The organism is Flavobacterium sp. NG2 (assembly GCF_034119845.1).
In the GTDB taxonomy this organism is placed as follows: domain Bacteria; phylum Bacteroidota; class Bacteroidia; order Flavobacteriales; family Flavobacteriaceae; genus Flavobacterium.
The window spans coordinates 4,013,802-4,032,304 of record NZ_CP139420.1 but is presented as its reverse complement, the minus strand read 5'-3'; the positions used below and the strand labels follow the sequence as shown (position 1 = coordinate 4,032,304).

The window sequence follows — 18,503 nt, the reverse complement described above, 5'->3', positions numbered from 1 at the left end:
TTATTTTTTTTAATTCAGGACTATCTTGGATTTTAATTTATGTAGTAGCTATAAGTTTTTATTTCTAAAGCACATAAAACCTTCTCTTTTAGATTCGTTTTTAAATGTAATAAGATGTATAGCTTTTGCTTTCTAGCGATTTTCACAGGGCTGTTTGCCTATTGTATATTTATTGGGAGTGTAACTATTTCTTTTCGCAGTGCTTTTACTATCGCTGTTTTGTCTTATTCATTAGGGAAATGTTGTAAGACTGTTTATTTTGATACTCTTTTTTCTAGAGCATTTACATTATTAGATATTATTAGGAAGATGATAATTTTAAACTTTTCAAAAGATACCATTGGAAATGAAATGTATAATGGTTCTAAAACAATAGACTTATGTTGTTTAGATAGTTTTGAAAAAAGATGTTTAAATACGATTCACGTATTTGATGTTTCCAATACGCTATTGACATGAAGCATCGACTATCTTATTTTACAGTATGGACAGTACTATTAAGTTGTTTCACATTCAATAAACCAAGCATCAAAAAAATCATGAATTCCAATGCTAAGGTCAATCTTTTAGCTGTTTTTTTATGGATTTTGTTTGGTTTGTTTACCCAAAATGGTTGGTCACAAAATCTTACTACTGCCACGGCAAATGCAGGTCCTATTAGTACGACATCCAGCTCATTTGTTGATGTTACTGGAGCTTCAGTAAGTATTTCAGCCACTGCCGGAACTAAGGTTATGGTTACTGCTTCATTTTCGGGAAAAACACTTTCAGGAAGTGCTATTGCTACGTATAGGTTGGTAGACGACCAATCTCATGTGAGTGGTGAATTACAACGTACACAATCCGGAACTTATGGTATAGGTTCGGTAGTTTATATTTTTGATGTGACTAGTACTGGAACTAGGACGTATAAATTTCAGCACAAAACCACTGCGCAAACCCTAGAAACTAATGTAGCGATTACCGCTGTTGCTTTATATGATGGCTCAAATACTTTAAAAAGCAATGTAAAAACCCTGAGTACTCCAGTCGAAATGGCTTCGGATACTTTTGATTCGGCAATTGATAGTGACCTAATTACTACAACCGCTACTGGTGGTTTTTTTGTGTCTGCTTCGGTACAAACCGCAAATACTACAGGTACGGGCACGACAGTTGGAGAATGGGTTTTACAGTACAAATTGGGTAGTAGTGGTACATGGACTACTTTTAATTATCCAGTGAGTCGCTCCTCTTCAAATACAGGAATCGGAATTGTTAATATGGTAGGGGCCTTACCTAATAATTTATCTGCGGGGGATTATTATTTTAGAGTGGCTCACAGAAAAGTATCTGGAACGGACAGTTATGAAACACAGGCGGGTAATTTAGTTGTGGTAGGTTTGGGAACTAATAGCGGTTATTTTCCTGTTATGAGTACTACAAAATCAACTGCTACAAATGCAACAGCATCATTTGTAGATGTTTTCAACAACAAAATTACGCCTTTATCTGCTACCTCTTTATTCTTGCAAGCCCAATACAATTTGAGTGCATCAGCCGCAATAGATGCAAAATTTGATTTGTTTGCAAAACAAGGAGTTACCACAGTTTTGGATGGGTTAGACCATACACGTAATTTGAGTTCTTCTACTGAAATGGCTAGTGGAACGAGTATTGGATTAGTTTCATCAATGACAGCGGGTCTTCCTTACGATATAGCCTTGAGGCATGCATCTGTAGGATCTACTTCATTAACAACTACTAATGCCTATTTGGTGGGGTTTGGAACCAATCGAAGTTCGTTGCCATTTACCTCAGCCGTTCATGTCTATGCCACAGCAGGAATACCTTATTCCTCATTCAATACACTTAAAGAAGCCTTTGATGCTATAAATGGTGGAGCTTTCAATGGAACGGTTACAATACAACTTAATTCGAGTACAACAGAAACTGCGACGGCTGAACTATTGGGTAGTGGTACTGGAAGTGCAAATTATAATGCTGTTTCAATTTATCCTACCACTACTGGGATTTCAATCACAGGGAATCTAGCAACTCCATTAATCAATCTCAATGGAGCTAATAATGTTATTATCGATGGTAGAGTAAATCAAACAGGGGCTACAAAAAACTTGAATTTCATTAATACAAATACAGCTGGATCAGTAGTACAGTTTATAAATGATGCATCCAACAATACAATTAAGTATTGTACCATTCAGGGAGTCACTACCTCTATAACCAGTGGATTAATTGTTTTTAGTACTGGTACTTCTGCTGGTAATGACAATAACACAATTGAATACTGTGATATTAAAGATGGTGCTACTACTCCTGCTAATGCAATATATTCAAACGGGACATCAGTTGTTGCGGATAATAGCAGAATAACGATATCCAATAATAATATTTACAATTACTTTAGTGCAACTACTGCTTCCAATGGTGTTTTAGTTGCTGCCAATAGTTCTGCTTGGACCATTTCTGGAAATAGATTTTATCAAACTGCAACCCGAATTACCACAACTACTGCTACCACGCATAGGGCTATTAATATTATTTCGGCATCAGGAGTAGGTTTTGATATCAATTCGAATATCATTGGTTTTGCCAATGAATCGGAAACTGGTTTTACTACTTATGATTCGAATTCGTCTGTGGATTGCCGTTTTTTAGGGATTGAAATGAATGTAGGTGTTGTAGCTGCTTCAAATGTTCAAGGGAATATTATTTCGAATATTAATCTCACTAACAAAGTAACGGCAGCAGCCATAACGGCTGCTCCAGGTATTTTTAGTGGTATTTCTATACTTGGTGGAAATGTTAATGTAGGTACCATAACAGGCAACACTATTGGTACCACAACGGGAACAACTGCCATTAATATTACATCATCGGTAACACTACATTATATTGCAGGAATTTATGCTACATCGGTTGCCAATGTAACTATTGAAAACAATAAAGTTGGTGCTTTCAGTATGGGAGGAACAGCAACGATTGGTTTTACTTTTCATGGTATCAATACCACTGGAACAGGAGGAAACTTTTCGATTGCAGGCAATACCATTGGAAGTACTACTACCTCAAATGCAATTGCAGTTGGGATAAACGGAATTACTACAACTTTAAGTAATTTTAATGGTATAAGTAATGCGGCTACAGGAATCGTTTCTATAACCAACAATACTATTCAAAACACCTCTGTCTATGGAACTGGTGCCTCAGTATATAATGGGATTGTCAATTCGGGAGGAACATCAACAGTAGCAATTTCTGGAAATAGTATTATTGGAGGTACTAATACGGGTACTGGAGCTTTTATTGGAATTTCTAATACTGCAGTTGCCGCAACTTTAAGTATTAATACGAATAGTATTAGAGGACATAACAAGACAGCTGCAACAGGGACATTTACTGCAATATCAAATGCAGCGGCCGTTATTACATCAATAAATATCAATAACAATCAGCTGGGTAATGCTGATGGAGGGTTGATAACTTACACAGCAGCTAACTCAGCTGCATTAGCCGGTATCAGTAATACAGGAGGAGCAGCAAGTTGTGATCTTTCCATTCAAAATAATAATTTTCAAGGTATAGTCCATTCGGTGACAGGTTCTAGTGCACATACCTATATTTCAAATTCTGCAGCAACGCTAACTCAAAATATCAGTGGTAATACCTTCACGAATTTGACAGTAAATACTACTGGGAATGTTACTTTTATGGCTAATAGCAATAGTTTGTTTGCTAACGGAGTTCAAACAGTAAATAGCAATAGTATTGTCGGGACCTTTACTAAATCGGGTGCAGGAGGTACGGTTATTTTTTGTAATACAACTGGTGCATCATCTCAACCGGGATCATCAATAGTACAAAGTTTTAATAATTTTTCTAATGTTAGTGTATCTGGTGTAACAATCATTTCAGGTTGGATAAACAGTAACTCAAGTTTAGATAAAACGATTAGTAACAACACTTTTAGCAACTGGACCGGAGGATCGGCTGCTTTAACAGTTATGACAATCACAGGAGGTTCAAGTATTATTTCTGATAATACAATTAGTAATATGACTACTGGAACAGCAGCAGCTGCATCAATTATTGCTATAAGTTCAGGGGCTTCCGATACTATTTCCATAACCAATAATACTATATCAAATCTAGTTTCAGGAACAGCTGCATTTACAAATTCTTTTACGGGTATTACAAACAATGCGGGTACCGATGTAACTATTTCAGGAAATACCATTACCGGCTGTAGAGCAGGTGGTACTGGAGCATCTGTATTTACAGGAATTACAACCGTCACAGCTGGAAGTGGGACGCTTACAAATACAGGGAATAGTATTATTTCAGGAACCAATTCGGGTACAGGAGCATTTAACACAATTTTGAATTCCGTAGCATTTACTACAGCAAATATTAGCAATAATATTATCAGAAACAATACTGTGGCAACGGGTACATTTACTGCCATTTCTAATACGGGAGCAGTAACAAATACTATTACTATTAATAACAATCAACTGGGTAATGCTACAGGAGGTTTAGTTAACTATTCGGTAGCATCTTCAGCTACTTTATTGGGTGTAAATAATTCAGGAGGTACTATAAATAGTGATCTTTCGATTCAAAATAATGATATCAGAGGTATTACTTATTCAGTGGCTGGGACTAATGCCAATACCTACATCATTAACTCAGCTACTACATCATCACAAACAATAACTAATAATACTTTTACTAATTTAAGTGTAAATACGACTGGAGCCATTATATTTATTTCAAACAATATTGTAATGCCTTCGGATGGTGTTCAGAACATTAATTACAATAGTATTTCAGGAACGTTTACACGTGTTGCTTCTAGTGGTGCTTTAACTTTATTTACTACCACAGCCGCTAATAGTAACAACAATTTGACGGTAAATAACATAGGGAATAATTTTTCTAATATTACAATTAATGGAACAGCTACTATAGCAGGATGGATTAATACCGATGCAGGGGATGGTTTAGTTACTAAAAATATAGAAGGGAATATCTTCAACAATTGGAATGCGGGAACAGGTACTATAACCGCTTTAACGGTAAATATTAATAGTACTGATAATAGTGTAAAAAACAACATTATAAGCAATATCACAAGCGCTGGGACAATTACTGGTATTACAACAGCTGCGGGTAATGATACTATATTTTCGAATAGCATATTTAATTTGATTTCAAGTGGAACTTTGACTACAACTGTTACAGGAATAAATGTAACAGCAGGTACTACTAAAAATATTTACAGTAATACTATTTACGGAATCACGGGAAACACTTTGACTACTGGTTCTGTTAGAGGTATTTATATTTCGGGTGGAACTACGGTAAATGCCTATCAGAATACTATTTATGGAATTTCTGGAAATGCCATTTCAACGGGAACAGTTAGTGGAATTTGGGTTGTCTCTACAGGAACAGCAATTAATATCTATAGAAATAAAGTCTATGATATTTCGTCTACAAGCACAGCAATGACAGTTTCTGTTCAAGGAATTCAAGTTTCAGGAGCGACTGCTTATCAAACAGTATCGATACGAAATAATTTAATTAGTGACATACGTACACCAGCGATGAGTTTAGCGAATGCGGTGAGGGGTATCAGTGTTATTTCAACAGGAGCATTTTCAAATATTAATGTTTATTATAATACAATATACTTAAATGCGACTTCCACAGGAACTAACTTTGGTTCTTCTGGAATTTATCACACTTCAAATACAACAGCAACAACAGCTGCCTTAGATTTAAGAAATAATATCATTGTTAATATTTCTACAGCTAATGGTACGGGACAAACAGTTGCTTTTTTTAGAAGTAGTGGAACTTCAGGAATGTTGGCTAATTATGCATCTACGTCTAATAATAACCTTTTTTATGCAGGTACACCAGGCGCTAAAAATTTGATTTATGCAGATGGAACCAGTACAGCTCAAACTATAGCTGCTTACAAAACAGGGGTATTCACAGCAGGAACCATAGCTCCACGAGATCAAGCTTCAGTTTCAGAGAACCCAACATTTATTAGTACGGTTGGAACCAATGTCGATTTTATGCGAATCAATGCTACTGTTCCTACTCAAATAGAAAGTGGTGCTGTAACTATTGATGGTGTCACTTTAGACTATGCCGGACAAATTCGTCAAGGAAATCCAGGTTATGTACCAGGAAGTACTACTGCTCCAGACTTAGGTGCGCATGAAGGTAATTATACTCGTTTTGATTCATCAGCTCCTTCTATAACCTATACTTTGTTGACCAATACATCCTGTACTAGCACACAGACTATTTCGGCCACCATTACGGATGCAACAGGGGTAAATACCACTGCAGGGACTAGACCCCGTATTTATTATAAAAAATCAACCAATAGCAATATTTTTGCATTGACTAATACCAGCATCACTGATGGATGGAAATATGTTGAAGCCAGCAACACAGTAAGTCCATTTATATTTAATATCGATTATTCATTGGTTAATGGTGGTGTAACAACAGGAAGTGTAATTCAATATTTTGTTGTTGCCCAAGATATCGTAACTCCATCTCCGTACGTTGGAATAAACAACGGTACATTTACTTTAGCACCTGCAAGTGTAAACCTTTCAGTTACAGCTTTCCCTATTGGAGGAACCATAAATAGTTTCACCATATTAGCAGGATTAAGTAACACAAAAACAGTTTGTACTTCAGGTTGTGATTATACTAGCCTTACAGGAGCTGGAGGTTTATTTAGTGATATTAATGCGAAGGGACTTTCAAGTAATTTAGTTGTACTTGTAAAAAGTAATACAACGGAGACTGGGGCAAATACATTAAATCAAATATTGTATGGATGTTCTAGTAATTATACATTGACTATAAAGCCAGATGCTGGAGTGGCAGCAGTCCTTGCAGGTAACGTGAATGTCCCATTGATAAATTTAACGGGTGCAGATAATGTTATATTTGATGGATTAAACACAGGTGGTAGTTCATTAACAATTAGAAATACAAATACCGGAACAAGTGCTACAGCAATAAGTCTTACAAATGATGCGATAAACAATACTTTTACCAATTGTATTATTGAAGGATCCAGTACAAGTGCTACCTCAGGAGTGGTTGTTTTGGGTTCAGGTACTTCTACAGGAAATGATGGGAATATATTTTCTAATAACACGATAGGTGCTGCAGGAACCAACTTACCAACAAATGCTATTTACTCCGCAGGAAGTTCTACTTTGATTGATAATAGTGAAATAACAATATCGGGTAACCAAATTTCCGATTATTTTAGTGCAACTCTAGCTTCTAATGGTATTTTTGTTGCCTCAAATAGTTCTGCATGGACTATAAGTGGTAATAATTTTTTCCAGACTGCAACACGAACAGCAACAGTCGCAGTTGTACAACGGGCCATCCAAATTCTAACAGCATCTGGTTCGAATTATTTAATAAGTAACAATATAATAGGTTACGCAAATACATCTTCAACTGGTACTACAGTGTATACTGGTGCTGTAGCCAATACATTTCGAGGCATTGAAGTAACTGTAAGTAATGCAACTGCTTCAACTATACAAGGAAATACGATAGCTGGAATTTCCTACACAACTTCAAGTGCTTCTGCATTGCCTGGTATTTTTTCTGGAATTTCTGTATTGTCAGGAATGGTAAATGTTAGCGCCAATACTATTGGAGCGACTTCAGGTTCGGATTCCATCGCTGTTACATCAACAACGACTGCAGGAGTAATAACAGGTATTTATGCCAAGTCAACATCGAGTGTTACCATTCAAAATAACAACATCGGGAACATTAGTACTCCAGGAACTGAAGCTGCGATTGGTTATACTTTTCATGGTATTTATACCCTTGGTGGAGGTCAATTTACAATAGCCGCCAATTTAATTGGAAGTGAAACAATCCCTAACTCAATTACTATCGGAACAGAAGGGTTGACCACTTCAGTATGTACCCTAAATGGAATTGTCAATGCATCCACAGGAATTACCTCCATAAACAATAATACAGTCCAAAATGTTTCGGTATTTGGTACAAGCACTTCTTCATTTAATGGTATACTAAATACTGGGATTACCGATGTTATTACCATTAGTGGAAATAAAATTATTGGTATTAATAATACTGGAATAACGACAGGTACAACAACAAAAACAGGTTGGATTAAGGGGATTTCAAATACAGCTGCCGCAAATAATTTAAATATTACATCAAATATAATTCGAAATTTAATCAAAACGGTTGCTGGTGGTGAGGTATTTGGAATTGCCAACTCAGGTGGTGTATTAACTGCTATTAATATTAATAACAATCAACTTGGGAATTCAGATGGCGGGTTTATTAGCTATAGTAACCTTGCAAATTCTGCAATCTTATATGGTATAAGTAATACGGCAGGAGCAGTTAGTTGTGCCCTCTCTATACAAAATAATAATATACAAGGGATTAATTATGTGGTTGCAGGTACAAATGTGAACTCTTATATTGTTAATTCAGCCGCTACCTTATCGCAGAATATCAGCGGTAATACCTTTACAAATTTGAATGTGAATACAACAGGGAGTGTGACCTTTATAACCAATAGTAGCGGTTTGTTTGCTAACGGAGTGCAAACAGTGAATAATAATGCTATCGTAACGGCCTTTAATAAAGGTGGAGCTGGTGGTACTGTTACTTTTTGTAATACGACGGGAACGTCACAACCTGGATCAGTAATTACGCAAAATTCTAATAATTTTTCCAATGTTACCGTGACTGGTACAACAATTATTTCTGGTTGGATTAATTCTAACACCAGTCTAAATAAAACGATTAGCTCAAATACTTTTAGCAATTGGACTGGCGGTTCAGCAGCGCTCACCGTTATGACTATTACTACTGGTTCTAGTACTATATCGGATAATAGTATTAGTAATATGACTACTGGAACAGCAGCAGCAGCACCTATTGTAGCTATTAGTTCTGGTGCTACCGCTACAATGACGATAACTAATAACACTATTTCAGGTTTAGTTACCGGAACAGCTGCTTTTGTAAATTCATTTACAGGGATAACAAACAATGCGGGAACAGATGTAACCATTACAGGAAATACTATTACTGGATGTACTGCCGGAGGTACAGGGGCTTCGATATTTACAGGAATCACGACTATCACTGCGGGAAGTGGTACACTAACAAACGTCTCCAATAGTGTCATCTCAGGAACTAATAATGGAACAGGAGCGTTTAATGCCATTGTGAATGCTGTGGCATTTGCAACAGCCAATATAAACAACAATATTATTAGGAATAATACTGTAAGAACGGGAACGTTTACAGGGGTAACCAATTCAGGTACTATTACAAGTGCAATCAACATCAATAACAACCAACTCGGAAATGCGGATGGTGGTTTAGTTACCTACTCAGTTGCCTCAGCAGCTACACTTTTAGGTATTAGTAATACTAATGGTACTGCTAATACCGACCTTAGTATACAAAATAATAATATTCAAGGTATTACCTATGCTGTTGCAGGAACGAATGCTCATACTTATATCAATAATACTGCTACTACTTTATCACAAAATATAAGTAATAATACGTTTACTAATTTAAGCGTGAATACTACTGGGGCAATCAATTTTATAACAAATAATGTTATCATGCAAGCCAATGGTATTCAGAATATAAATAACAATAGTATTGTAACAGCATTTACAAGAACAGCTTCCAGTGGGGCAATTACTTTGTTTAGTAGCACAACTTCAACTAATAATAGTAATGTTATTGTAAACAACAACAACAACAATTTCTCTAATATTACTATTAATGGTTCTGCCACAATTGCTGGATGGATTAATACAGATGCTGGAATAGGTAATCCTACTAAAACTATTGAAGGGAATACTTTTAACAATTGGACAGCAGGAACAGGTACTATAACAGTATTGACTGTTAATATTTCTAGTGCTAACAATGCAACAAAAAATAATACGATTAGCAATATTTCGTCTGCTGGCCCAATTTCAGGTATAACTACAGGGGCGGGAAGTGATAGTATTTTCTCAAACACTATTCATTCGCTTATTTCTACAGGTACTCTTTCAACCACTGTAAAAGGGATTGCAATTACTACAGGAGGAACTGTAAAAAACATCTACCAAAACACAATATATAATATACAAGCCAATGGTATTTCGACAGGAAGTGTGAGTGGAATAGAGATAGCAGGTGGCGCAATTAATAATTTGTACAACAACAAAATACATACTATTTCATCTAGTAGTGCTAGTTTAGTATCAGGAGCAGTACATGGGATTCTGGTAACAGGAGCTGTAGATGATCAAATTACAACCCTATACAATAATAAAATTGGTAACATAGTTGCTACGGCTGCCAATACCACTGATGCTGTAAGAGGTATAAGTATTGCCAATACTGGATTGCGATCCCAATCCAATATTTACTTCAATACTGTTTTTCTAAATGCTACCTCAAGTGGAACCAATTTTGGATCAACAGGAATTTATCATACTGCCAATACAACAAGTACTACAGGAGCATTATACTTGAGAAACAATATTATTGTGAATCAATCTACTGCTAATGGTACAGGTTATACAGTAGCATTTCTTCGAAGCTCAGGAAGTAGTGATGCTTTAAAAAATTATTCGAACTTGTCTAATAACAATTTATTTTATGCTGGGGTTCCTAGCGCGAGTAATCTTATCTATTCTGATGGAACGAGTGCAGCGCAGACATTTGGAAGTTATACTGAAGGGATTTATACAGCAGGTACTATTGCACCACGTGATCAGGTCTCTGTATCAGAAGCGCCTAATTTTCTGAGTACCGATGGAACCCAAAATACCTTTTTGAAAATTAATTCGAACACTATTTCATTTATAGAAAGTGGAGGAGTAGCTATTGCGGGTATAACAACAGATTTTGATGGTGATATTAGGGCAGGTAATCCTGGGTTTCCAACACAAACGAATGGTTCAGGTACAGCCCCTGATATTGGAGCGGATGAGTTTGATGGAAAAGCTCCCAATGTCGTTATTGCAAATGCTCATAATAGTACCAATGGAGTTTATATCAATTTAGCTTCGGCCTTTACAGCTATTAATTCCTATGATCAGTCTGCCAAAAATATTACTATTTCATTTGTAGGTAGTTTTACCGAAAGCACACCAGCGGTTTTAAATGCGGGTTTATGGACTACTTTAAAAATGTTTCCTGCCAAAACTGGAATTACAATTACTGGTTCCCTTGACAATGCCCCGCTAATTGATTTGAATGGAGCCGATAATGTGACTATTGATGGAAGGGTAAACCAATCGGGGTCGATCAAAAATCTTTCGATTAGTAATACGAGTACAGCTGCTGCATCAACAGCTACTATCCGTTGGATTAATTCTGCCGAAAACAACACTATAAAGTACTGTAATATTTATGGTTCTTCAACCAGTACAACTTCAGGTGTTTTGTCTATTGGGACTTCAATATCTGGAAATGGAAACGATAATAATAGTATAGAATTTTGTAACATTAGTAATGCTTCTGGGAATAGGTCTGTAAACGCACTGTACTCAGCTGGTTCGAGTGGAAGTGAAAATAATGCTATTACGATAAGAAATAATAATTTTTATGATTTTCTGAATAGAAGTATAGCTTCGAATGCGATACATCTTAATTCATTTACGTCTGATTGTACGGTAACCAATAATAGTTTTTATGAAACCACTTCTTTTGTCCCAACGGGGAGTAACATTGGGTACACAGCAATCCGAATCGATAATACAGCAGGAAATAATTTTACAATAACCAATAATTTTATTGGAGGAACAGCAGCTTCTAGTGGGGGAACAGCATGGACGGTCAATGCACTTACTACCCATTCTTTTGCAGGGATGTATTTGAATGTTGGGTCAAGTACTGCCAGTTCAATTCAAAACAATGTGATCAAAAACTGGAATTATACTACTGCTTCGGCTACTCCTTGGCGAGGAATAGAAGTCAATAATGGAGCGGTAAATATTGGAACTGTTACTGCAAATACAATTGGTGCAACCACAGGTACAGGTTCGATAGTCGTAACCTCTTCTGTCAACGCGAAATCGTATGCCATTTATATTGGAAGTGTTGCTACAAATACGATATCCAAAAACAACATTGGTTCTATCAACTTATTAGGCTCTAGTAGTGCTTCGCATAGTTTTGCAGCTATTTATAAAGCCCCAGTTGCAGGATTAACTACTATTACTTCTAATTTAATAGGAAGTAATACAACTCCAAACAGTATTTATTGTGGTACCGCAGCAAGTTCAGCGACTGAGGGACAAGATTTGATTGGGATTTATGTAGAATCTTCGGGTACTACAACTTTGACCTCTAATTTAGTTTATAATTTAAAAAACGAATATTCTGGTAGCCAAATTTCTAGAACTCGAGGGGTTTACGGTACAGGAGGGACAATTACTTTAACTAAAAACAATATTTATAATTTATCAAGTGCCTCAATTGAAACGACAGTTGGTTCAGTTATTGGAGTCGAAATGAACGGAACTACCGGTAATGCAACAGTAACAGAAAGTAATATTTATAACCTCTCTAATACTAATTCGGCTTTTTCGGGTTATGTAACCGGAATTCGTATTAATGGATTAGGAGGTACAAACTTGGTGAACAGGAATTTTATTCATGACCTAGCTGTACATAATTCAACTATTGATGCTAGTATTTATGGGATACGAATCATTAACGGCGCTACTACTTTTGCGAATAATATCATAACCTTGGATTCAAATACCCAGACCACTATTTATGGAATTTATAGTCCAGGAACTAGCGGAAGTGATTCGAATGTCTATTTCAACACGGTTTATATAGGAGGTAGTTTAGGTGTTGGAGCTACTAATAAATCCTATGCGTTTTATGAGAATAACAAACAAAATACGCGAGACCTTAGAAATAATATATTTACGAATTTCCGTTCTACCGTTGGGGGTTCTAGTTTGCATTATGGTATTTATCTCAACTACAATGGCGGAAATAATTTAACAATAGATTATAACAATTATTATGCACCTGGGGTTGGGGGAGTTCCGGGGTATTACAATGGTTCGGATAAACTCTCTACACCTGTTGTCAATTCAAAAGATAGTAATAGTACCATTGTAGACCCGCAATTTATACTAGCTGGTGGTAATGCAGCAGTTGATTACAAACTTAGAGCTTCAATGGATGGAGTATATGGTACAGGAATAATTCTGGATTATAGCCAGACGGCCAGAGGAAATCCTCCTAATATAGGTTCTTGGGAATTTAATGCCAACCGTTGGTTAGGAACCATAAGTAATGATTTTGGTACGGCTGCCAACTGGTCTGCAGGGTCTGTGCCATTAGAAGAAGCCTCTGTAGTTTTTGCACTTGCACCTTTGAATCATTGTGTTTTAGATATGAATAGGACAGTAGGAAGTATTGTCAATAATCAAAGTACCTATAATTTTATTACTAATGGTCATGAGTTGACCCTAGTAGGTGGCTTGTACTTGACCGATGGAGCCAAAATTGATGCTTCAAGTTCAGGAACGAAACTTATTTTTCAAGCTGATGAATCGCAATCTATTCCAGATGGAGCATTTGTTGGTGATGCAGTGCCTTATATTACTATTGATAATCTTAATGGAGTTACAACGGAAGGAAGTTTTACAATTACAGAAACTTTAAATTTAAGCAGTGTCAATCCTTCCAGCACGCAAGGAAGTTTAGATACAGGAGCTAATACAATTACCTTAGGAGCTAATGCTATTGTAATAGGAGATGGTGATGTAACGGGAATTGTCAAAAGGACTAGTATGACTTACAATCAATATTATGCTTTTAATAATAAAAACGCAACCTTGTATTTTGAAAATAATGGAAACCCATTACCAACATCTATAAGTGTTAAAATGAGTATTGGAACGGCTTCTAGTTGGAGGCCTAATAGTATTAAACGTATTTATGAATTTATTCAAACTGGGGCCAATCAATTATTGCCAACAGCTGCTACTATTTCAGCAGCCTATCTAGATACCGAATTAAATGGAAATAATGAAAATTCATTATTGTTCCAGTCTTATCGTACCCCATCGGGTACCTTTTTTGAACATGGTCGTTCTGATAATAATTCTGATGAAAACTGGGTTAATTTGACCAATATCGACGTTTCTTTTTTCCCTGCTACATTTGGAACATTACAACTTTCATTAGGACTTACAGAGTTAGAGACCCTTACTTGGAACGGTTCAGTGAGTACGTCTTGGACAACACCTACTAACTGGACACCAAATGGAGGGCCATCTGATTTTACAAACATCATAATTCCTAATGCTTATTCGACGCTCAATAGTCCGAAAATTTCAACTATTACTAAAATTAAAACCTTGAATATGAAGAGCGGAGCTATTGTCAATTCCGCAGCCAATGCGACAGTTACCGTTGTGGGGGGAGATGGAGCTTGGGCAGATGAAGGAGGAACATTTAATTCAGGAACTAGTACTGTCATTTTTAAAAATGAAGCTGCTAAATTTTCAGGTTCAACAAGTTTTAATAATATCACTATTGACAACGATGCTTATTTATATATGACTGATGGTAGTTATATGAAAATACAAGGGGTGATGAATAATAATGGCTTATGGTCAACGGCATCTGGAGTTTCAACAACTGTGGAATATAATGGAGGAAACCAAGTAGTCGTAATTCCTAATCCAGCGACCAATAGATATTCTAGTTTAATATTAAGTGGTACAGGTGTGAAAACGATGCCAGTATCTGTTTTAACAGTTTTAAGAAATTTACAAATATCAGGTACTGCTTCTGTGACTGCTAATAACAATATAATAATTGGTGGTAATCTTACAGTCGGTGCTGGCTCCACCTTCAATTGTGGTTCAAATGAACATAACATTGGAGGAAATATTATTAAAAATGGGACATTTACAACTACAGGTAGTACAATAACGTTGGATGGATTTACTGCTCAGGCAATTTCAGGTTCAACACCAATTACATTTGAAAACCTAGTGGTCAATAATGTTGCTCATGTAAATTTAGCTACGGATACAAGTGTAAATGGCTCTCTAACTTTAACAGAAGGACAAATTATTATTAATACCAATACCTTGGGTATCGGTGGGAGTTTAATTGCTACTAACGGAAAATTAAATGCAACTTCCCTTTCATCTTTAAATGTATTTGGAACAGGCAATATAAATTTTTCGACCAATTTGTTTACCTCTAATCCATCAATCCAAAATTTAACGTTAAATCGCAATGGGATTCTAAGTCTTTCCAATCAGAATTTATCGGTAAACAATGCTTTAAGCTTAACTTTAGGAAATCTGAAATTGAATAATACCACCTTTACAATGGCTGGAAACAGTTTTACTAAAGTAAGTGGAAGTATCGATGCCAGTGAAGCAGGTGATACGTTAGTATTTCATAATTCAAGCCCAATTAGCTTGCCTAGTGGTACTTTTAGTAGTGGTATTACTAATCTTACGATTAGTGGCTCTGGAGGACTTACTTCAGAAGGTGATATAACTGTAAACAAGATTCTAAATTTACAAGCAGCTAATCCTTCTGCAACCAAAGGTATTTTGGATTTATACGATGGAGCAAATTTAAAAAATTTAACCATGGGGATTTTAGGAACAACCCTGGGAGTTGGTGATGTAACTGGTATCGTTCGACGTACAAGTTTTAATGCCAATGTTAATTATACTTTTGGTAATCAATATACTTATGTTTCTTTCGAGAATGGGGGGACTTATCCAACAGAATTAAAAGTGAAAATCCAAATTGGAACCGCTCCAACTTGGCAAACTTTGACAACTCCAATCAAGCGTATTTACGATTTTGTGCAAACAGGTGGGGTGGATTGTATCGCCTCAGTAACTACTCATTATCTCGATAGTGAGTTGAACGGAAATACAAAAAATAACTTGGTGCATTGGACTTTTGGTGCCAACGGACAATTACCAGATGGAGCGCATGAGTGGGGTAGTTCGGAAAGTAATTCGACGAACAATTGGGTAACAATAAATAATATCTTCATTTCTAGCTTTCCAACTACATTTGGAAACTTGGAAAATACGTTAGCTTCAAGTACGATATTTGATTTAATTTGGAATGGTTCCATCAGTACGGTATGGGGGAATTTAAATAATTGGACTCCAAAGACGATTCCAAGTGCTAATTCTATAGTAGTGATTCCTGATGCAGCTTCGGTACCCAATAATCCTACTTTAGCCTCTAATGTCACCATTCTAAAAATGACATTGCAAAATGGAGCTATTTTGAATGCACCTGCCAATGCATCATTGACCATAGTGGGTGCGGATGGTTCTTGGAAAAACCTTGGAGGTGTATTTAATTCAAATTCTAGTACTGTTACTTTTACTAATGCCAATGCAGATATCGAAGGAACAACTAATTTTTATAATGTGGTGATTCCAACGGGTAATGCTTTGAATATGCTTCCTTCTGCCTATGTGGGTATTGCTGGGACATTAACAAATAATGGTACTATAAACAGTTTGCCATTAAATGGATCTACCCTAGATTATAACGGAGGAGACCAAACAGTGGCACAGCCAAATCCAACAAATACTCATTATTATAATTTAAATTTGAGTGGAACAGGCATTAAAACATTGCCAAACGGTGCAATGGAAATTCAAGGTAATTTAGGCATGTCTGGTACTGTGTCCACGACTGTGAATAATCCAATTCAGATCAATGGAAATCTTAATCTTTCAGGCAATGCGACAAACATTTTAAATGCAAATAGCGTTGTATTAGGAGGAATGACTGTAATGAATGCCTCTAGTATAACAGTAAATGCGAGTAAAACACTATCTATTGACGGTACTATTTCTAATACAGTAGGCACAAATGGAATAGTTTTAAAATCGAATGCTAGTGGTACCGCTTCATTACTACACCATACAAACAATGTTTCTGCCACAGTGGAGCGATACATAAGTGGGAATGCCGAAGATTGGCATTTTCTATCATCACCAGTTTCAAATCAAAGTATTTCAGGAAATTGGACCCCGTCTGGGACTTATGGAAACGGAACAGGTTATGATGCCTATTTATGGAATGAACCTACTTTCTGCTGGAAATACAAACTTGAAACAACTTCAGTAGGGAATTGGAATTCTGTACATCCATCGCCTTATTTTACTGTTGGACGGGGTTATTTGTATTCATTTCAAGCTTTAAATCCAACAAAGGAATTTAATGGAACTTTAAATAACGGTTCTTTGGCCTACCCAATTACCAAGACAACAACTGTTGATAGTGCGCTTGTTGATTTAGAAGGTTTCAATTTAGTTGGGAATCCTTATCCGTCCTCAGTTGACTGGCAGCATCCATCAGGTTGGAGTCGAACAGATTTAGTCCCGAGCGGAAGCGGATATGATATGTGGGTGTGGAATCCAGCTGTAAATAATTATGGAGTTTGTAATTCGGCTACAGGTATTGGTACCAATTCAATTACAAGATACATCGCTCCAATGCAAGGTTTTTTTGTTAAGACAGCTACTAACGGAAGTTTAGGTTTTAATAATTCCGTAAGAGTACATACAGGCGCGTCAAATTGGAAAAAAAATGTATTAACATCAGATAATTTATTTCGTGTAACGGTTCAATCAGAAGCAAATTCTAGTGCTGATGAGGTGTTGATGCAATTTGGAAATAATACTAACGAAATGGGGGCTTCAAAATTATTTAGCCCTGTTGCTTCGGCTCCAAGTTTGTATTTAAATAGCGGTAAAGAGATACTTTCAGTTAAGTATTTTACGAATTACATAGATAATAGTTCGATACCATTAGCATTTAAAGCAGGAATCGATGGATTTTATAAATTAAACTACACTTATAATCCAAAAGAATTTAGTGAAGTTTATTTAGAAGACAAATTATTAAAGAAAGTTGTACCCGTTTCTAGTTCAGATTTTTACCGATTTAAATCGACTCAAACGGATAATGAGAATCGTTTTGTATTGCATTTTAAACCAATAGATAGTGCTTTAGGAAGTCAATTGACCCCTTATGTTTATTCAGTAGAGAATGATTTAATTGTGGATTTAAAGCATGTAAATGTACCGACAGAATTAGTTATTTATGATGTTACAGGGAAATTATTGCTTAAAAAAGGACTTGAATCTTCTGTTGTTAATATATTAAATCTGAATTTACCTACAGGTTTGATTTTGGTTAAATTACAAAATGAGTGGTTCAGTACAAATTATAAAGTTCTTTTTAATGCTGTAAAATAGAACAAACATGCGGTTTGTCGATGTATTTTGCATTTAATCCTTTATTTAGATTAATTGCAAATAACGGATAAACTGCAAATTTTACAAATAACAATTTGATTATTAAATGATTTATTACTTAATATTGCACTGTCTTTAAGG

2 protein-coding genes are annotated in these 18,503 nt (G+C 36.0%); both read left to right on the top strand.

Going from position 1 to position 18,503, the window contains the following annotated elements; genetic code table 11:
- Nucleotides 1–114: 114 nt before the first annotated feature.
- The gene (locus SLW70_RS16115) at nt 115–459 is read left to right on the top strand and encodes a hypothetical protein (protein ID WP_320889684.1); all 345 of its coding nucleotides are present in this window, start codon (nt 115–117) and stop codon (nt 457–459) included.
- The gene (locus tag SLW70_RS16110) at nt 456–18,362 is read left to right on the top strand and encodes a hypothetical protein (RefSeq protein ID WP_320889683.1); all 17,907 of its coding nucleotides are present in this window, start codon (nt 456–458) and stop codon (nt 18,360–18,362) included. The genes SLW70_RS16115 and SLW70_RS16110 overlap by 4 nt, the downstream gene beginning before the upstream one ends.
- Nucleotides 18,363–18,503 lie beyond the last annotated feature (141 nt).